15 protein-coding genes are annotated in these 18301 nt (G+C 71.6%); 6 read left to right on the top strand and 9 right to left on the bottom strand.

Annotation, left to right across the window (positions count from 1 at the left end; translation table 11 throughout):
- Positions 1 to 65: 65 nt before the first annotated feature.
- Positions 66 to 1079, bottom strand: a complete 1014-nt coding sequence (locus tag AAH979_RS09285; protein ID WP_346257650.1) for a cobalamin-binding protein — start codon at positions 1077 to 1079, stop codon at positions 66 to 68.
- A 35-nt stretch (positions 1080 to 1114) separates the two neighbouring features.
- On the opposite strand from AAH979_RS09285, the gene AAH979_RS09280 reads away from it, so the two are divergent.
- On the top strand, positions 1115 to 2401 hold the full coding sequence (locus AAH979_RS09280) for an endo-1,4-beta-xylanase (protein ID WP_346257649.1): 1287 nt from the start codon (positions 1115 to 1117) through the stop codon (positions 2399 to 2401).
- 86 nt (positions 2402 to 2487) lie between these two features.
- On the opposite strand, the gene AAH979_RS09275 is transcribed toward AAH979_RS09280, so the two are convergent.
- Together AAH979_RS09275 and AAH979_RS09270 are read right to left on the bottom strand one after the other, a co-directional pair.
- Positions 2488 to 4005: a family 43 glycosylhydrolase gene (locus AAH979_RS09275; RefSeq protein ID WP_346257648.1), complete on the bottom strand. Its 1518-nt coding sequence runs from the start codon at positions 4003 to 4005 to the stop codon at positions 2488 to 2490.
- Between the two features lie 29 nt (positions 4006 to 4034).
- Positions 4035 to 5540, bottom strand: coding sequence for a family 43 glycosylhydrolase (locus tag AAH979_RS09270; RefSeq protein WP_346257647.1), 1506 nt, complete (start codon positions 5538 to 5540; stop codon positions 4035 to 4037).
- A 484-nt stretch (positions 5541 to 6024) separates the two neighbouring features.
- Here AAH979_RS09270 and AAH979_RS09265 point away from each other — a divergent pair, with 484 nt between their 5' ends.
- Together AAH979_RS09265 and AAH979_RS09260 are read left to right on the top strand one after the other, a co-directional pair.
- Positions 6025 to 7560, top strand: a complete 1536-nt coding sequence (locus tag AAH979_RS09265; protein WP_346257646.1) for a family 43 glycosylhydrolase — start codon at positions 6025 to 6027, stop codon at positions 7558 to 7560.
- A gap of 140 nt (positions 7561 to 7700) precedes the next feature.
- The gene (locus AAH979_RS09260; protein WP_346257645.1) at positions 7701 to 9092 is read left to right on the top strand and encodes an FAD-dependent monooxygenase; all 1392 of its coding nucleotides are present in this window, start codon (positions 7701 to 7703) and stop codon (positions 9090 to 9092) included.
- Between the two features lie 12 nt (positions 9093 to 9104).
- On the opposite strand, the gene AAH979_RS09255 is transcribed toward AAH979_RS09260, so the two are convergent.
- Positions 9105 to 9698 carry a TetR/AcrR family transcriptional regulator C-terminal domain-containing protein gene (locus AAH979_RS09255; RefSeq protein WP_346257644.1) on the bottom strand — a complete coding sequence of 198 codons (594 nt, stop codon included), beginning with the start codon at positions 9696 to 9698 and terminating at the stop codon, positions 9105 to 9107.
- Between the two features lie 68 nt (positions 9699 to 9766).
- Between AAH979_RS09255 and AAH979_RS09250 the strand changes: the two genes are divergently transcribed.
- Together AAH979_RS09250 and AAH979_RS09245 are read left to right on the top strand one after the other, a co-directional pair.
- Entirely contained in the window at positions 9767 to 11002 is a 1236-nt protein-coding gene (locus AAH979_RS09250) for a beta-ketoacyl-[acyl-carrier-protein] synthase family protein (protein ID WP_346257643.1), read from the top strand.
- A 192-nt stretch (positions 11003 to 11194) separates the two neighbouring features.
- Positions 11195 to 13738, top strand: coding sequence for a polysaccharide lyase family 8 super-sandwich domain-containing protein (locus tag AAH979_RS09245; protein WP_346257642.1), 2544 nt, complete (start codon positions 11195 to 11197; stop codon positions 13736 to 13738).
- Between the two features lie 47 nt (positions 13739 to 13785).
- Here the strand turns inward: AAH979_RS09245 and AAH979_RS09240 are convergent, their stop codons facing one another.
- The 4 genes from AAH979_RS09240 to AAH979_RS09225 all read right to left on the bottom strand — a co-directional run bounded on the left by AAH979_RS09240 (position 13786) and on the right by AAH979_RS09225 (position 16305).
- Positions 13786 to 14349 carry a dihydrofolate reductase family protein gene (locus AAH979_RS09240; RefSeq protein WP_346257641.1) on the bottom strand — a complete coding sequence of 188 codons (564 nt, stop codon included), beginning with the start codon at positions 14347 to 14349 and terminating at the stop codon, positions 13786 to 13788.
- A 23-nt stretch (positions 14350 to 14372) separates the two neighbouring features.
- On the bottom strand, positions 14373 to 14837 hold the full coding sequence (locus AAH979_RS09235) for an SRPBCC family protein (protein ID WP_346257640.1): 465 nt from the start codon (positions 14835 to 14837) through the stop codon (positions 14373 to 14375).
- 1 nt (position 14838) lies between these two features.
- Positions 14839 to 15180 (bottom strand): metalloregulator ArsR/SmtB family transcription factor, encoded by a 342-nt coding sequence (locus AAH979_RS09230; RefSeq protein WP_346257639.1) that lies wholly within the window; start codon positions 15178 to 15180, stop codon positions 14839 to 14841.
- Positions 15181 to 15375: 195 nt separating this feature from the next.
- Positions 15376 to 16305 carry a chlorophyllase gene (locus AAH979_RS09225; RefSeq protein WP_346257638.1) on the bottom strand — a complete coding sequence of 310 codons (930 nt, stop codon included), beginning with the start codon at positions 16303 to 16305 and terminating at the stop codon, positions 15376 to 15378.
- A 174-nt stretch (positions 16306 to 16479) separates the two neighbouring features.
- Here AAH979_RS09225 and AAH979_RS09220 point away from each other — a divergent pair, with 174 nt between their 5' ends.
- Positions 16480 to 17058: a TetR/AcrR family transcriptional regulator gene (locus tag AAH979_RS09220; protein WP_346257807.1), complete on the top strand. Its 579-nt coding sequence runs from the start codon at positions 16480 to 16482 to the stop codon at positions 17056 to 17058.
- 127 nt (positions 17059 to 17185) lie between these two features.
- Here the strand turns inward: AAH979_RS09220 and AAH979_RS09215 are convergent, their stop codons facing one another.
- Positions 17186 to 18235: an SEC-C metal-binding domain-containing protein gene (locus AAH979_RS09215; protein ID WP_346257637.1), complete on the bottom strand. Its 1050-nt coding sequence runs from the start codon at positions 18233 to 18235 to the stop codon at positions 17186 to 17188.
- Positions 18236 to 18301: the final 66 nt, after the last annotated feature.

Raw genomic sequence — 18301 nt, 5'->3', positions numbered from 1 at the left:
ATCCTCTCAGGACCTCGGGGCGGTACGGCGCCGCCGCGCGGGCCGGCGACCCGGTCACCGGTCGGTCAGGCGATCCGGGCGACGGCTCCGTCGGGCGGCTCGGGCACGGCGTCCGGGTGCAGGATCGCGGCGATCGCCTCGATCCCGTCCACCAGGCGCGGGCCGGGGCGGACGACCAGACCGTCCGCGTCCACCGCCCACACCGCGACCCCGGGCAGCCGGCGTGCCACGACCTCGGCCTGTCGGGCCGCGCCGTCCAGGTGGAAGCCGCACGGCGTCACGAGCACGATCTCCGGCTCGGCGTCGACGAACTCCCGCCAGGTCGTCTCCACCGACCGTGCCCCGGGCCGGGCGGCCACCGGCTCGCCGCCGGCCGCGCGGACCAGGTCGGGCACCCAGTGCCCGGCGGTGAACGGCGGCTCGACCCACTCCACCACCGCGACCCGGGGCCGCGGGCGGCCCCGGACCGCCGAGGCCACCGCCGCGAGCCGGTCCCGCAACGCGCCGACCAGAGCCTCGGCCCGATCGGGTACGCCGGTCCGCGTGCCCACCGCCAGGATCGTCCCGAAGACCTCGTCCAGGGTGTACGGGTCCAGCGACAGCACGTCGGCCCGGCAGCCGAGATGGTCGAGGGCGTCCTCGACGTGCCCGGAGGGGAGTGCGCAGACCCGGCAGAGGTCCTGGGTCAGGATCAGCTCCGGCTCCAGCCCGGCGAGTGCGTCGGCGTGCAGGGTGTAGAGGTCGGCGCCCGCTGACATCTGTGCCTTCACGTAGTCGTCGATCGCCGCCGGTGTCATTCCCCGGGTGTCCCGACCGCCGACCACGACCGTCTTGTCGGTCCGGGCCGACGGCGGCTCGTCGCACTCGAAGGTCACGCCGACGAGGTCGTCCCCGAGCCCGAGGGCGTAGACGATCTCCGTCGCGGAGGGCAGCAACGAGACCAGGCGCATACCGCCATCGTGCCCGCCCCGGTCGCGCCCGGCCAGCCGCCCCGGCCGGAAGGTCGACAAGCAACCCGTGCAGTTGCCAAGCAGGCCAGAGTTGATCGTCGAGCGGTGCTCCGGCGTACGGTTGGCCATCCGCGCCGTCCACCCCCACCGATGGAGGATGCTCGATGTCGCCCGACTCCGACGCGCTGATCCGGCAGTACCGGACCGCCACCGCCACCCTGACCGTGACCAGCGGAGGTGCCCCGCTGGCCGGGCAGGAGGTGGTCGTCGCACAGCGCGACCACGCGTTCCTGTTCGGCTGTACCGGATTCGAGTTCATCCCGCTGGCCAACGGGGAGCTGACGGCGGCCCCGGAGGCCGGCCCGGACGGCGGGTCGGGCTCGCTGGGCGAGGCCGACATCACCCGGGTCGAACGGATCGCCGACCTCTGGCTCGACCTGTTCAACTTCGCCACCCTGCCGTTCTACTGGGGACGGTTCGAGCCCGAGCGCGGCCGGCCGGACACCCGGCGCCTCCTGGCGACGGCGCGCTGGTTCGCCGAGCGGGGCTGCCTGGTCAAGGGTCATCCGCTGGCCTGGCACACGGTGAGCGCCGAGTGGCTGACCGAGCTGACCAATCCGGAGATCACCCAGGTGCAACTGGACCGGATCCGCCGGGAGGTGACCGACTTCGCCGGCCTGATCGACACCTGGGACGTGATCAACGAGGTCGTGATCATGCCGATCTTCGACAAGTACGACAACGGCCTCACCCGGATCTGCCGGGACCTGGGGCGCATCCCGCTGGTCCGGATGGTCTTCGACGCGGCCCGCGAGGCGAATCCGGGCGCCACCCTGCTGCTCAACGACTTCGACATGTCCGCCGCGTACGAGTGCCTGATCGAGGGGGTACTGGAGGCGGGGATCCGGATCGACGCACTCGGGTTGCAGAGCCACATGCACCAGGGCTACTGGGGCGAGGAGAAGACCCTCGGCATCGTCGACCGGTTCGCCCGGTACGGCCTGCCGATCCACTTCACCGAGACGACCCTGCTCTCCGGGCACCTGATGCCGGCCGACATCGTCGACCTGAACGACTACCAGGTTCCGGAGTGGCCCAGCACGCCGGAGGGGGAGGAGCGGCAGGCCGACGAGATCGTCCGGCACTACAAGACCCTGCTGTCGCACCCGTCGGTGCGGGCGAGCACCTACTGGGGGATGGTGGACGGCGGCTGGCTCGGCGCGCCGGGCGGCTTCGTCCGGGCCGACGGCACGCCGAAGCCCTCGTACGAGGCACTGCGTGCGCTGGTCCGTGACGAGTGGTGGCTCGCGCCGACCCGACTCGGCACGGACGAACAGGGTCGGGTCGGGTTCACCGGCTTCCTCGGCGAGTACGAGGTGTCGGCCGGCGGCCGTACCGCGACGTTCCGGCTCGCCGAGCCGGGGGCGGCAGCGGTCGAGGTGGCGCTCTGACCCTCCGGTCGAGCCCCGGCCAGGGTGTACGGCGGACCGCCCGGGGAGTTGGCGAGGATCGCACTCCCCGGGCGGACCTGCCTGGCCTACTCGCCCGATGGTGCGGTGAGCTGCACGCCGAGCCGTACCGGGGTGCCGAAGTTGGGGGTGCCGTCGCTGTTCCAGGTGAACTTCTGGGCCCGGGTCGAGCGGTTCATGTCACAGCCGCCGCTCGCCGAGTCGTTCGCGTGGTACACGATCCAGTCCTCGGTCCCGTCCGGTGACGTGAAGAAGCCGTTGTGGCCGGGCGCGAAGACGCCGTTGGCGTCGCTGCGCTGGAATACCGGGTTGGGGCTCTTGGTCCAGGACGACGCGCTCAGCGGATTGCCGCCGGTCAGGGTGAGCAGGCCGAGTTTGTAGTCCGGTCCCCAGCAGGCACTCGCCGAATAGACGATCATCGTCCGGCCGTTCCGGTAGAGCGGCTCCGGCCCCTCCGTCACCGGATGGGTCTGCCGTTCCCAGCTCAGCGTCGGCGAGGTCAGCCGGACCCGGGAGCCGCTGATCGTCCACGGGTTGCTCAGCGGGGTGATGAACAGGCTCTGCCCGTAGCTGCCGCCGGCGTTGTAGGTGCCGAGCAGGTAGAGGCTGTTGTTGACCCGCAGCACGCTCGCGTCGAGCTGCCAGTCGCTGCCCAGGTCGGCCTTGAAGGTGTACGGCCCCATCGGGTCGGTGCCGGCACTCTCCAGCACGTGCAGCCGCTGCGTCGGGTTGAAGTCGCTGACGTTCTGCCCCGCCACGTAGTAGAGGTACCACCGGTTGCCGTTCGGCCCGTTGATCAGGTGGAACTCCGGCGCCCACATGTTGCAGCAGCCGTTCGGCCGGTTGGCGAGGTTGAAGACCACCTGGTCAGGCGCGCTGGCCAGGCCGGCGAGGGTCGCGGACCGGCGCATGGTGATCGTCGAGTTCCAGGTCGTGGTGGCGAGGTAGTAGTAGCCGTTGTGGTGCTGGAGCCACGGGTCCGGCCCGTTCCGCTTGATCGGGTTGGTGAAGGTGCCCGGCGTCGGGTTCCCGCCGCCGACGGAACCGACGTTGACCATCTGCCACTGCTGGTTGGCGCCGTCCAGGTCCTGGTACTGGGAGACCATCGCACCGTCTGCGGTGGACCACTCCCAGACGTCCAGCGCCTTGCCGCTGGCCCGGTTGACCAGGCGTACGTGGCCGCCGGCCGAGTCGGCGAGCCGGAAGTGCTGCCGGCTGTTGCCGCTGTCGGCGTTCTGCACCAACTGCACGCCGTCGTCGGAGTTCGGCAGCTCCAGCACCTTGCCGCTGTGCCGGGACTGCACCTTGTAGTAGCCGCCTCCGGCGTCGAGGAACCGCCACTGCTGCCAGTTGCCGTCGTTGCGGGTGTACTGGTTGATCGGGGCGCCGTCGTCGGTGGCCAGGTTGTAGACGTCGAGGGCCTTGCCGCTGTGCCGGTTGACCAGCACGTAGTACACGTTCGGGTCGGCGGTGGCGGCCGAGGCCGCCGGAGCGGCGGCAAGGACGCCGGTGCCGGCGACCAGGCCGGCGACGACGGCGGCGAGTCCGGCCCGCCAGCGGACCCGGCGCGGATGCAGGGGTGTCATGGAATGCTCCCTACGGTCGATGGGGGCGGTCAGTAGACGTACGGCCAGCCGGCGGAGTCGTAGCCGATCCGGTTGATGCCGAGCAGCGAGGCGCCGTTGTTCGCGTAGTAGTGGTAGACGAGCAGGTCGCCGTCGGTGTCGGAGAGCACCGTCTGGTGGCCCGGTCCGTGGATGTCGCCGTGCGAGGCGAGCACCTGGGTACCGCCGCCGGAGGTGAGCGCGGTGCCGTTCCGGTCGACGAACGGTCCGGTCACGCTGGTGGAGCGCCCGACCATCACCCGGTAGGTGCTGGACGCGCCCTGGCAGCAGCGGTCGAAGGAGACGTACAGGTAGTAGTAGCTGCCCCGCTTGACCAGCGTCGGCGCCTCGATCGCGCCGCCGTTCCGGCCGGCGATGCTCCGGATCGTGCTGTCCGAGCGCTTGCCGGTGGCCGGGTCCAGGGCGACCAGCTTGAGACCGGACCAGAACGAGCCGAAGGCCAGCCACCAGCGGCCCTGGTCGTCCACGATCAGGTTCGGGTCGATCGCGTTGAAGTCGTCCGAGGTACGCGACTCGATCACCAGGCCCCGGTCGGTCCAGCTACCGGAGTTGCCGGTCGGGCTGGTGGCCAGGAAGATCGCCGACCGGTTCGAGCCGAAGGTGGAGGCCGAGTAGTACAGGTAGTACTGGTTGTTCCGGTACGAGATGTCCGGCGCCCAGAGGTTGCGGCTGCCCCCGGTGTAGCTGGTGGTCCACGGCGCGCCGTTCGGGAAGACCGATCCGGCGCTGCGGAACGCGACCCGGTCGGTCGAGGTCTTCAGCGCGATGTCGTTGCCGGTGTGCGCCACCAGGTAGTCGCCGCCGGGCCGGCGCAGCACGGTCGGGTCGTGCACCCCGATGTCCCCGGTCACCCGCATCGGCGCCGGGTAGGCGGCCGGCGGCGTGCCGGGGCCACCGGTGGGGGGCGGAGTTCCGGGCCCGTCGGAGCCGACCCGGACCAGTTGCCACTGCTGGTTGGCGCCGCCCTGGTCGGGGTACTGGCTGATCCGGCCGCCGTCGGCGGTGGACCACTCCCACACGTCGAGGGCCTTGTTGCTGTTCCGGTTGATCAGCCGGACGTACCCGCCGTCCGAGTCGGCGAGCCGGAACTGCTGGTCGGTGCTGCTCTGGTCGGTCCACTGGATCACCTCCGCACCATCGGCGGTGGAGGAGTCCCGGATGTCGAGGACCTTGCCGCTGTGCCGGGAGCGGAGCCGGTGGTAGCCGGCGCCCGAGTCGACGAACTGCCACTGCTGCCAGGCACCGTCGTTGCGGGCCCACTGCACGATCCGGCCACCGTCGGCGGTGGACCGGTCGTAGACGTCGAGGGCCTTGCCGCTGTGCCGGGACACCAGGACGTACCAGGCGTTCGGGTCGACGGTCGCGGCCGAGGCCGACCTGACCGGTACGGCGATCGCGGCGCCGACGAGCGCGGCGGCGACCGCGAGCACGGTGGCGGTACGGAGCAGCCGGGGCCGGCCCGGCGCCCTCGGGGGTGGGGAAGCGAGAGCTTCCATGGTCTTCCTTCCGTCGGTCCGTCCGGTGGACGGTGCCGAGCCCGCAGTGCCGTGGGACGACGGTCCCGCGGGCTGACAAGGGCGGTCAAGGTGGCGTGGATCTTGCTGTGTCCGGTGGGTGGCGCTCGGACGCCGGCTCGGGACGGTGTGCCGGCGGGCGCTTGCCGCAGTGCCCGGGTGTCGGCGCGCGGCCGGCGGTGCGGCGTGCAGTGAACCTTTTCAACCTGAACCGCGCGGCGCTCGGGCACCGTGTCGGACCATGTGGTCCGTCGGACCGCAAGGGGTTGAAAGGTTCAGCGGTGTGGCCTGGCCCGGACGTATCGATGATGTTCGCGCTCACATCGGTCGATGTCAAGAGGGAATGCGCTTTCCTCGCGGGGCTTGAAGAAGCCTTGACTGGCGTCGATGTTAGCGATCACACTGTCCCCGTAACACCAAGGTAACGGACCGGACGCTCCCGGGGATCGACGAAAGGTCGCTGGTCATGAAGCCGATGCCGCGCAGGATGTTCCGTCACCCGCTCCGGCCGTTCGGCACCGGCCCGGCGGCGGGGAGCGCCGCGACCGCCCGCCATCCCGGCCGGGGGCTGGCCGCGCCGGTGTTCGCCGCGCTGACCACGGTGCTCGCGCTGCTGGCCGGTCTGCTGCCGGGAGTGCCGGCCGCAGCCGCACCGGCGGTGAACTACACCAACCCGCTGGCCAACCAGCGCGCCGACCCGCACATCTTCAAGCACACCGACGGCTACTACTACATGACCGCGACGGTGCCGCAGTACGACCGGATCGTGCTGCGTCGGGCGACCACGTTGCAGGGGCTGGCCAGCGCCACCGAGACGACCATCTGGCGCCGGCACACCAGCGGGGAGATGGGCGCGCACATCTGGGCGCCCGAGATCCATTTCATCGACAACCGCTGGTACGTCTACTTCGCCGCCGGCCGCACCGACGACATCTGGCGGATCCGGATGTACGTGCTGGAGAACGCCGGCGCCAACCCGCTGACCGGGTCCTGGACCGAACGCGGCCGGATCAGCACCCCGTGGGACACGTTCAGCCTGGACGCGTCGACCTTCGTCGCGGGCGGCGTCCGCTATCTCGTCTGGGCCCAGTCCGAACCGGGTATCTCGACCAACTCCAACCTCTACCTGGCCAGGATGGGTGCCAACCCGTGGACGATCTCCGGCACGGTGACCCGGCTGACCGTGCCGACGTACGACTGGGAGACCCGGGGGTACCGGGTGGCCGAGGGGCCGGCGGTGATCCAGCGCAACGGCCGGATCTTCCTGACCTACTCGGCCAGCGCCACCGACGCGAACTACTGCCTCGGGATGCTGACCGCTTCGGCGACCGCGAACCTGCTCTCCGCCGCATCGTGGACCAAGAGCCCGACCCCGGTCTTCACCAGCAACGCCGCGACCGGCCAGTACGGCCCCGGGCACAACTCGTTCACCGTCTCCGAGGACGGCCAGAGCGACATCCTCGTTTACCACGACCGCAACTACCGGGACATCAACGGCGACCCGTTGAACGACCCCAACCGGCGTACCCGGATCCAGAAGCTGTACTGGAACGCGGACGGCACCCCGAACCTCGGCATCCCGGTGCCGGACGGCGCGACCCCGGTCCGGCTACGCCCGCATGACCTCGCCAACTCCTACCTGCGGCACTACGACTACCGGGGCCGGGTCGAGGCGAACGTGACGCCGCTGGCCGACTCGCAGTTCCGGATCGTGACCGGGCTGGCCGGTTCCGGCACGGTGTCGCTGGAGTCGACCAACTTCCCCGGCTACTACCTCCGGCACCGCAACTACGAGGTGTTCGTGGAGCGCGACGACGGCTCGGCGCAGTTCCGCGCCGACGCCAGCTTCCTGCGCCGCACCGGACTGGCCAGCAGCGCCGGTATCTCGCTGGAGGCGCAGAACGTCGCCGGCCGGTACCTGCGGCACCGGGCCGGGCTGCTCTACGTCGAGCCGGTGACCTCCACCGCCGAGCAGGCGTCCGCCACCCTCCACCTGGAATAGCGCGGTGGCGACCGCGGCGGGGCTCGGGTCGCCCCGCCGCAGGCGTACGCCGACACGCCGGAGAGTCGTGATGCTGACTGTCCGGTGGGTTACCGAACAGATTTGGCCTGGTGAGTGGCGGTGTCGGTAAGGATTGAGATATGCCTTCGCCACTGTCCAATCCCCGCCATGCCGTGGTCATCGGCGGGAGCTTCGCCGGCCTCTGTATCGCGCGCACGCTCGCCGATGTCGTCGAACGGGTGACCGTACTCGACCGGGACCGCTTTCCGGACGGACCGCGGCTGCGTACGGGCATCCCGCAGGCACGGCACCTGCACGTCCTGGTCACCTCGGGGCAGCGGGCCCTCGACCGGCTCTTTCCCGGTCTGATGGCCGAACTGTATGACCGCGGCGCGGTCCCGGTCGCCGCGCCGACCGACCTGCTGTCGCTGAGCCCGAACGGATGGCGGGAACGCTTCCCGGCCACCCACACCCTGGTCGGGGCCAGCCGGGAACTGCTGGACTGGACCATCCGGCAGCGCCTCGCCGGCGACCGGCGGATCCGGTTCGAGACCGCCCGGGAAGTGGTCGGACTGCTGCCCGGCGAGGACGGCGCCTCGGTAGCCGGGGTGCACCTGCGGGTCCGCAACGGTGGACCCGAGATCCACCGGTGCGAGGCCGACCTGGTCGTCGACGCCAGCGGTCGCGGCTCCCGCAGCCCGGAGTGGCTGGCCGCGCTGGGCTACGGGCGGCCGGAGGAGACCAGGGTCGACGCCGGGCTGGGCTACGCGAGCCGGCGCTACCGGCTGGCCCCGGGCGTCGCCGACGGCTGGAAGAACATCATGGTGATGCCGAAACCACCGCAGGTCACCCGGGCCGGGGTGCTCTATCCGATCGAGAACGGCCGTTGGATGGTCACCCTCGGCGGGTTCGGCGACGAGACCCCGCCCACCGACGAGGCGGGCTTCCTGGAGTTCACCCGCAACCTGCGCAGTCCGCTGATCTACGAGGCGATCCGGGACGCCGAGCCGGACGGGCCGATCCACGGTTTCCGGCGGACCGCCAACCACCGCCGGCACTACGAGACGATGCCGCGCTGGCCGGAGGGGTTCCTGGTGGTCGGGGACGCCGCCTGCGCCTTCAACCCGGTCTACGGCCAGGGGATGAGCGTGGCCGCGCAGACAGCGGTGGTGCTCCGCGGGCACCTCCGGACTCACCGGGGACGGTTCGGGCGGGCCGCCCAGGCCGCGGTGGCCGAGTGCAGCGCCACCGCGTGGACCATCGCCACCGGTACCGACCTGCGGTTCGCTGCCGGAGCGGTCCGGCCGGGACGGCGTGGCCGGCTCTCCCACTGGTATCTGGACCGGGCCGCCGTGGTGGCCGACCGTGACCCGTACGTGCTGCGGGTGCTGACCGACGTGCAGCATCTGGTCCGGCCGCCGGCCGCGCTGGCGCGTCCGGGGGTGGCGCTGCGGGTGCTGCGCGGCCCGACCCGCCCGCCGCTGTCGACCCCGCCCGTCGCGGTGTCGGGTCGCCCGGCACCCGGACGCTGAGCACCCTGCCCGTCACGGTGTCGGGTCGGCCGGTCTCCGGACGGTGAGCACCCCGGCCAGGTCGATGTCGTCGGCGCGGCCGTCGAAGCCGGACTCCGAGATCAGCCGGGCGCCGAGGACGGTGCTCCAGAAGGTGCGTGCCTCGACGTCGGCGGGACGGTCGATCACCCAGCCGTGCTGGTCGAGGATCGCGCCGAGATAGCTCTGCGCCTTGCGGAACAGCACGGCGAGGCTCTGCTCGGCCACCGGTCGCAACTCCGGCCGGCGCCGGGCGATCGACATCGCCTGCACCGCGATCGGCACCGCGGGCAGGGTCAGGGCGCTGCGGGCCAACGCCGTGCGGAACGCGGCGGGGGTGCGCCGGCGTCGGCCGACCGGCTCCAGCCGTTCGGCGTCCCGGAGCAGCAGCATGAACGCGGCGTGCACGAACAGTCCGTCCTTCGAGCCGAAGTAGTAGGTGATCTGGTTCGGGTGGGCCGAGGCGGCGGTGGCGATCTCGGCCACGCTGACCGCGTCGAAGCCGCGTTCGGCGAAGAGCGCCGCGGCGTGTTCGAGGATCTGCGCCCGGGTACGCCGACCGCGGGCCCGGGGTGGCTCGGTGGACATGTCATAGTTGTATGGGATACAACTAGCGGCGGACAAGCCGGCACACCGCGAAGACGGGAGGAGCGAGCATGAGCGGCCGCGACGTGGTCGTCACCGGACTCGGCGCGACCACCCCGCTCGGTGGGGACGTCGACTCCCTCTGGCAGGGCATGCTCGCCGGGCGCTCCGGCGTACGCCGGATCGACGACCTGATGGCGTCGTTCGCGCACACCGACGACCTGCCGACCAGGATCGCCGCTCCGATGGCCGTCTCGCCGGACTCGGCGCTGACCCGGGTGCAGGCCCGCCGGATGGACCGCTGCCAGCAGGCCGCGCTGGTCGCCGCCGGGCAGGCCTGGGCCGATGCCGGCAGTCCCGAGGTCGACCCGCTCCGCCTGGCGGTGGTGATCGGCACCGGGATCGGCGGCGTCACCACGCTGCTGGCCCAGGACGACCTGCTGGAACAGAAGGGGCCCGCCCGGATCTCCCCGCTCACCGTGCCGATGCTGATGCCGAATGGTCCGGCGGCCTGGGTAAGCCTGGAGTTCGACGCCCGGGCCGGCGTCTACACCACCGTCTCCGCCTGCGCCTCCGGCGCCGAGGCCCTCGCGCTGGCCGTCCGGCTGATCCGCTCCGGCGAGGCCGACGTGGTGATCGCCGGTGGCGCGGAGGCGGCGATCGCCCCGCTGACCATCGCCGGCTTCGCCCAGGCGCGCACCCTCTCCAAGCGCAACGACGAGCCGGAGCGGGCCTCCCGACCGTTCGACGTGGACCGCGACGGCTTCGTGCTCGGCGAGGGGGCCGGAGTGATGATCCTGGAGCGCGCGGACTTCGCGGCGGGCCGGGGTGCCCGGGTGCTCGGCCGGCTCGCCGGCTACGGCATCACCGCCGACGCGCACCACATCACCGGCCCGGACCCGACCGGTGCCGGGCAGATCCGGGCGATCCGCAACGCCGTGGCCGACGCCGGGCTGCGACCGGGCGACGTCGGGCACGTCAACTGCCATGCCACCTCTACAGTGGTCGGCGACCTCGGGGAGGCGAGCGCGATCCAGCAGGCGCTCGGCGACGACGTCATCCTCACCGCGCCGAAGTCGAGCCTCGGTCACCTGGTCGGTGCGGCCGGCGCGGTGGAGGGCATCGTCACCCTGCTGTCGGTCGCCAACGGTGTCATCCCGCCCACGCTCAACCTGGACCGCAAGGCTCCCGAGGTGCGGTTGGAGGTGGCCAGCGACGGGCCACGCGAGCAGCGACTCGACGCCGCGATCTGCAACTCGTTCGGCTTCGGCGGCCAGAACGTCTCGCTGCTCTTCACCGCCAACTGAGCGTCCGGTCCGACCACGGTCCGGCCCGGCCGAGACATCGGCCGTGGAGAGCGAAACTTCCACCTGGACGGCGCGGCGCCCGCGCCCCGACTTCCTCCCGGTTAGATCCGGACCGCAAGGGGGAGGTTGAAAAGTTTCACCGTGGTTGGTTGAATTCGGCAAGCGTTTACCGTCGATCTTGGAGCGTCCGCCGTGCCCGTCTCCCGCCGCGCCGTCCTGTCGACGATCCCCGCCGCCGGCCTGTTGGCGCTGGCCGGGCCATTGCGGGCGAGAGCCGCGACCCCGCCGCAGCGGGCCGCCGCCCCCGCCGAGCACACCGTACTGCTCGACAACACGGTCGCGATCTTCGCCGGTACCGCCGAGTCGAACGCCCGGCCCGAGGTGGCCGGCAAGCTCGCGACCATCGACTCGACGGCCCGGGCCCGGCTCGACGCCTTGGCCGGCGCCGGACCGGGCGAGTTGTTCCGGGGCGTACCGCTGGGCACCAGCGACCCCAACCTGACCACGTCGTTCCAGTACCTCTACGAGATCGCCCTGGCCACCCGGGTCCCCGGCGGCAGCCTCGACGGCGACACCACGCTGCGGCGCCGGGTCATCGACGGGCTCGGCTGGCTGCACGAGCGCTACTACGGCGACCAGGCGACCGGCTACTACGGCAACTGGCACAACTGGGAGATCGGCATCTCGAACCACGTCAGCCGGACCCTGGTGCTGCTCGCTGCCGACGTGGCGACGTACCGGCCGGAGCTGGTCGGGAGCTTTGTGGGGTCGATGGACGCGTACCTGCGCAACGGGAAGGACGGCGACGTCGACCTCGACTCGCGGTTCCACACCGGCGCCAACCTCGCCGACATCGCGACGAACCGGGTCCTCCAGGGCGCCGTCCTCGGCGACGACGCCCGGATCAGCAAGGCCCTCGCCGACCAGCTCACCGTCTTCGCCACCATCGACCCGTACGCGCTGGAGCACGGCGTCACCGACGGCCACTACGCCGACGGGTCGTTCATCCAGCACGCCTCGGTCGCCTACACCGGCTCGTACGGCAGGAACCTGCTGACCCGGGTGGTGCAGACCATCAAGATCCTCCAAGGCACCGGCTACGTCCCGGGCGCCGACCTGGTCGACGTGGTCCGGGGCTGGGTGGTCGACGGGTTCGCCCCGCTGATCTTCGAGGGCTGGATGATGGAGATCGTCAAGGGCCGGGCGGTCTCCCGGACCACCACCGGCTATGCCGACGTGGCGGGCGTGCTGGAGGCGGTCGTCGACCTCTCCGGCCACGCCACCGGCGCCGACGCGCAGGCGTTGGCCGGCTACGTCAAGTTCGTCCGGCAGACCTCCCGGGCCGTGCTCAACCCGAGCACGTTCGTCTCCCCGGTCAGCATCGCCCGGTACGCCGACATCCTGGCCGACGCGACGATCCCGGCGGCCGACCTGAACCCGGCGCGGCGCAGTGTCGCGTTCAACGCGATGGACCGGACGGTGCACCGCCGCCCCGGCTACGCCTTCGCGCTCGCCCGCAGCTCCGACCGGATCAGCAAGTACGAGTACATGAGCGGCGAGAACCTGACGCCCTGGTTCCAGGGGGACGGGGCGTACTACCTCTACCTCGCCGGAGCGGACCAGACCCAGGCGTACGGGGTGGACTACTTCACCACGGTCTCGCCGTACCGGCTGGCCGGGGTCACCGCGCCGGTGGAGCACCGGCACACCGTCCCGGAGCTGTACGGCACCGCCTGGTACGACAACCCGGCGCTCGGCTTCACCTCGTCGTCGGAGTCGCAGAACACCTACGTCTACTTCCCGCGCGGCACCAACCGGTTCTCCGGCGGCGCCACCCTCGGCAGCTATGGAGCAGCCGGGCTGGTCCAGTCCGACGACGCCGCGTACGCCGCGAAGCGGGCCGGCCGGCTGCCGGACGACTTCGTCGCGTACCGCAACGCCGTGGCCACCAAGTCGTGGTTCCTCTTCGACGACGAGATCGTGGTGCTCGCCGCCGGGGTCGGCGACCTGGCCGGCCGGGCGGTCAGCACGACGGTCGACAGCCGGATCGCCGAGGAGTCCGATCCGGTGACGGTGACCGGCCGGCTCCGCGACGGCCGGAGTTTCAGCGGCACCGGCACCGCCCCGCTGGCCTGGCTGCGCTACGCCAACGCCGCCCAGCAGACCTCGGTCGGCTACGCCTTCCTGTCCGGTCCACCGCCGACGGTCACCGCCGAGGTGGTGACCCGGAGCCGCCGGGTGGTCCGGACGGCCAACCCGGACACGATGGTGCGGAAGCGGGTCTTCGCCGTCTCGGTGGAGCAGGCCGCCGGTGCGCCGCTCGGCTCGCTGGCGTACGTCCTGCTGCCGAACGCCTCGGAGCAGCGGCTGCGGGCGTACCCGGGCGGGCCGGTCGTGGTGCTGGCCAACAGCACCCGGTTCCAGGCCGTCCGGCACGCCGGGCTGGGGCTGGTCGCCGCTAACGCCTTCGCGCCCGGTCGGCACGCCGCCGACCGGCTGGTGGTCGACGGCCCGGCCTCGGTGCTGCTCCGGCAGGCCCGCGACCGGACCGTCACGGTCGCGGTTGCCGACCCGACCACGGACCGCGACACGGTCTCGGTGACGCTGCGCGGTCGCCGACTCCGGGTGGTCTCGGCCGACGACGGGATCCGGGTCCGCCGGATTCCCGGCAGCACCCGGATCGAGGCCCGCACCCGGCAGGCGTACGGTCGCAGCTTCCAGGTGACCCTGCGCTGACCTACCCCAACCGGACGGTGGTGCGGCTCCGTCGAGTGATCTTCGTGCTACCCGACCGATGTCGGAGTCTTGTCCAGCGTGTAGTCGAGCAGGACGAGCCGTCGGTCGAGCACCTCGGTGGCGGCGAGCCGCAGATTGAGGTCGGGCAGGCCGACCAGCATCCGTTGCTCGCCGGTCTCGCCGAGTACCTGCGGGAACACCAACAGGCGCAGCCGGTCCACCAGGCCGAGCCGGAACAGGCTGCGGACCAGCGAGATGCTGCCGATCACCCGCAGCGGGTCGCCGGGAGCGGCCTTCATGGCGGGTACGGCCACCTCGACGCCCTCGGCCACCACCGAGGTGTTGCGCCAGCTCAGCGGCGACCGCAACGACGTGGAGAAGACCACCTTGGGCAACTCCGCCATCCGCTTGGCCGACGGGTCGTCGCCACCGCTGTATTCCGCCAACGCCCGGTAGGTGTTGGCGCCCATCAGCATCACCTGCGGGCGGGCCGACTGCTCGTCGATCCACGCTTGCAGGTCGGGACCGTCGTAGCCGAAGTAGGCGGGGGAGTCGCGCCCCCGCAGCCAGCCGTCGACGGTGCTGAACAGGTCCACTGTCAGTTCTCGCATCGGGTTTCCCCGTTCCGTCCGCGTCAGGAGAGCTTCGTCAGGTACGCGGCCAGGGCGTCGTACGACTCGCGGGCACCGTCGGCCATCCCGGAGGCGGCCATGCCGTCGCGCTCCTCCTTCGTGTCGAACCGGGTGACGCTGGTGACCGTCGTCCTGCCGTCCTGCTCGGTCAACTCCAGCGTCTCCACGCAGACCTTCCCGGGCATGCCCTCGAACTCGAAGGTCTGCACGATCCGCTCCGGCGCCTGGATCTCCCGGTATTCGCCGCGGAACGCGTACTGCCCGTCCGGGGCGTGCTCGACGAAGCGGTAGCTGCCGCCCGGCCGGAAGTCCATCTCGCAGTCGAGCGGGTTGCCCCGCCCCCACCAGTGCTTGACGTGCTCGCACTTCGCGTGCGCCTCGAAGACGAGCGCGCGCGGCGCCTCGAACACGCGCACCATCTTGATCTCCAGGTCGGACGGCAGGGTCACCGTCAGGTTCTCGCTCATCTCACTCCTCCGTCGGTCGTTTTCTGTTGCTCTGTAGCTGTCGCAGGTACTCGCCGAGCTGGTCGTAGCGCTGCTCCCAGAACCGCTGGTAGCCGGCTACCCAGTCGGCGACCTCGTGCAGCGGCTCCGCGTCGAGCCGGCACGGCCGCCACTGCGCCTCCCGGCCCCGCGTGATCAGCCCGGCCCGCTCCAGCACCTTCAGGTGCTTGGAGACGGCCTGGAGGCTGATCGGGAACGGTTCGGCGATCTGGTTGACCGTCGCCTCGCCCTCGGCCAGTCGGGCCAGGATGGCCCGTCGGGTCGGGTCGGCGAGGGCGCTGAACACCTCGCTCAGCCGGTCCACTGTCTCCGCCCTTCTCAACCGCTCGGTTAATCAACTCGTAGGTTGAATATGCCGCCTGCGGCGGCCGGTGTCAAGCCCCGTGGGCGGCTGGATCGAGCGGAGTGCGGGTCGCAACCGATCTCGGTGGCCCGGCGGTACGCCGCGGCGGACGGCGGCCGCCCGCCCCGGAGGGGACGGGCAGCCTCGTCCGGAGCGTTACTTGGCCTCGACGCGGCCCAGCGGGTCGGTGCCCTCCGTCAGTTCGGCGCTCGCCACGGCCCAGCCGGTGTCCGTGGGGTAGAGCGCACTGCGGAGGAAAGCCCAGGTGAGTCGTTGGATCAGGGCGACCCGTTCGGGGCTCTCGTCCGTCGTCTCGGTGGAGGCGTACCCGGAGATCCCGCCCAGCGAGTGCTCGGCGCCGAACAGGGTGAGCAGGCTCTTGGCCCCCGGGCTCAGGAAGTACGGATCCGTGAACCACTCCGGCCCCCGGACGGTGAGGGCGGACTGGTCCTTGTCGCCCGCGACCACCAGGGCCGGTGTCGTCATCCCGGTGAAGTCCGGGTTCATGAAGGAGAGGTGCGCGGCGGCGAACGGCGTCAGGTCGGCGCCGCCGGTGCCCGGCAGGGCAAGCAGCACGCCGGCCCTGATCCTCGGATCGGACAGGTCAACGCCGGGCACGCCTCGGGCGTCGAGGACCCGCGCGCCCAACAACATGCTGGCCGTCTGGGCGCCCCAGGAGTGGCCGGCGGCGGCGATGCGGCTGTGGTCGAGACGCCCGGCGAGGCCGGGAACGCCGGCTTCGATCCGGTCCAGTTGGTCGACGATGCGGGTCAGGTCCTCGACCCGGAAGCGCCAGATCTCCGGGTAACGCGGGTCGTCGGGCGTGACGTTCAGGGTCCGTGAGTCGAGGTGGGTGGGCTGAATGACCGCGAAACCGTGCGCGGTCCAGAAGTCGACCAGCGGGGCGTAGCTGTCCAGTGACCCGCCGAAGCCGTGTGAGAAGACGATGATGGGCAATCCGTCGCCGGTCACCGGAGCCGACACCCGCACCTGGAGGTCCTCGTCCCGGCCCGGGGCCGGTAGCAGCACCGGGCGTACCGAGACGACGGGGACGGGCCTGCTGACGACTTCGTCGGGGTGGCGCATGAGCTTCTCCTTGCGGGTGACGGACGGGAAAGTGGCGTGCGGGGCGGTGCGTGGCCTGGTCACGGGGCGCCCGCTCTGGCACCATGAATACCGGATCCATGTTCCGTTTCAACAATACGGAACCGCGTTCCGGTTAGCAAGACGAGTGACGGAGGCAACGGCGCAGTGACTGAGATCGGCAGCGGACCAGCATCGTCGGCCCGCCGGAAGCGGGCCGACGCCCGGCGCAACGAGGAGACCCTGCTCGAAGCGGCCGCCGCGGCCTTCGTCGCCTCCGGCGTCGACGCGCCCGTGCGGGACATCGCGGCCAAGGCCGGCGTCGGGGTGGCGACGATCTACCGCCATTTCCCGACCCGGGCCGATCTCGTCGTCGCCGTCTACCGGCACCAGGTCGAGGCATGCGTCGAGGCGGGCCCGGCGCTGCTGGCGAGTGGCGACTCAGCGCACGGCGCCCTGGCCCGGTGGATCGATCTCTTCGTCGACTTCCTGGTCACCAAGCACGGCCTCGCCGAGGCGCTGCAGTCCGACGACGCCACCTTCGCGACCCTGCACGACTATTTCCTCGACCGACTCGTGCCGGTCTGCGCCGAGCTGCTCGACGCCGCGGTCAGGGCGGGTGAGATCCGGCCCGACATCGAGGCCCTCGAACTGATGCGGGGCGTCGGCAACCTCTGTATCGGCGCGGACAAGGACCCCCGGTACGACGCCCGTCGCATGGTGGAGGTTCTCCTCGCCGGACTACGCCTGCACTGAACCTTTTTCAACCTCCCCTTGCGGTCCGGCGGACCGCAAGGTCGGACGCAGTGCGTGAGCGCCGCGCGGTCCAGGTTGAAAAAGGTTCACTGATCGACCAGGTCGATCCACCGGCCCGGCCGGAGAGCTAGGCGCGGGTACGCGGCAGGCAGCACTTCTTGTACTTGCTGCCCGAACCGCACCAGCACGCCTCGTTCCGCTCCGGCGGCCAGGAAAGCTGCCCGCCCCGCTCGGCCAACTCCGCCGCGTAGCCGGACCGGGCCGACTCGTCGGTCGGAGCCGCGCCGGTGCGCGCGGCGTAACCGGACAGCCCCTCGGTCGAGCCGCGCAGTGGGCCGAGCCCGACCCGACCCAGGTCGGTCAGCCGGACCAGTTCCCGCTGGACCCCGGCCCGGTGCTCGGCCCAGTTCCGGCCGACCGCCTCGGCCAGGTCTGGCCAGCGCGACAGCAGCGCATCGAACTCGTCCTGCGGCAGGAACAGCCGTGCCTCCGGCCCCGGCTCGGCCGCCGCCGTGGTCGCGCTGCGGAACAGTTCGTTCTCCAGCCGGTCGGCCAGGTTGTCGTTCTGGTCGTGCGGCAGGTCGAGTTCGCGGCGTACCCGGTGTCGCTGTTGCAACAGGAAGAAGAGCAGCCCGGAGGCTTCCTGCACGGTCGGTTCGGCGGTCACCGTGGCGTCCGTAGTGTCCTCCGCGGGGCCCTCCGCCGGGGTGGTCCGGTTGCGCAGGGCGGTCTCGACCGCCTCGGTCAGCCACTGCTCGGCCAGGTCGGTCCGGCCACCGACGTCCAGTGCGGCACTGAGGTACGCGGCGGCGTCGGGCTGGGAGTCGAGGAGCGGGCGCAGCGCGGTGAGCTCGGCGAGCGCCTCGTCGGCGCGGCCGGCCCGGAACAGGATCCGGGCGTGCAGGGCCCGGGCGAAGCCGGCGTCCGGCTCGGTGCTGTCCCGGTACGCCCCGACGGCGCGGTCCGCGTACCGCTGCGCGGCGTCGAGTTTCGCCCTGGTCTCGGCGATCTCGGCGGCCAGCGTCAGGGCCCGGCCGGCGTCGGCCGGATCGGCGAGCCGCCCCTGCTCGACCGCCTCGGCCAGCTCGGCGGCGATGCCCAGCGGGTCGGCCGCGCCGAGCGCGGACTGTCGTAGCTCGGTCAGGTCTGCGCTGGTGAGAACGTCTTTCGTCGGCACGGCTTCACCGTACTGCGGTGGCCGGGCGGAACCCGCCTGGTCAGGGGTGTAACCCGCCACACGTGG

The organism is Plantactinospora sp. ZYX-F-223, assembly GCF_039649625.1.
In the GTDB taxonomy this organism is placed as follows: Bacteria; Actinomycetota; Actinomycetes; order Mycobacteriales; family Micromonosporaceae; genus Plantactinospora.
Note: the sequence above shows the minus strand (reverse complement) of the source record. Positions and strands in the feature narration are given on the sequence as shown.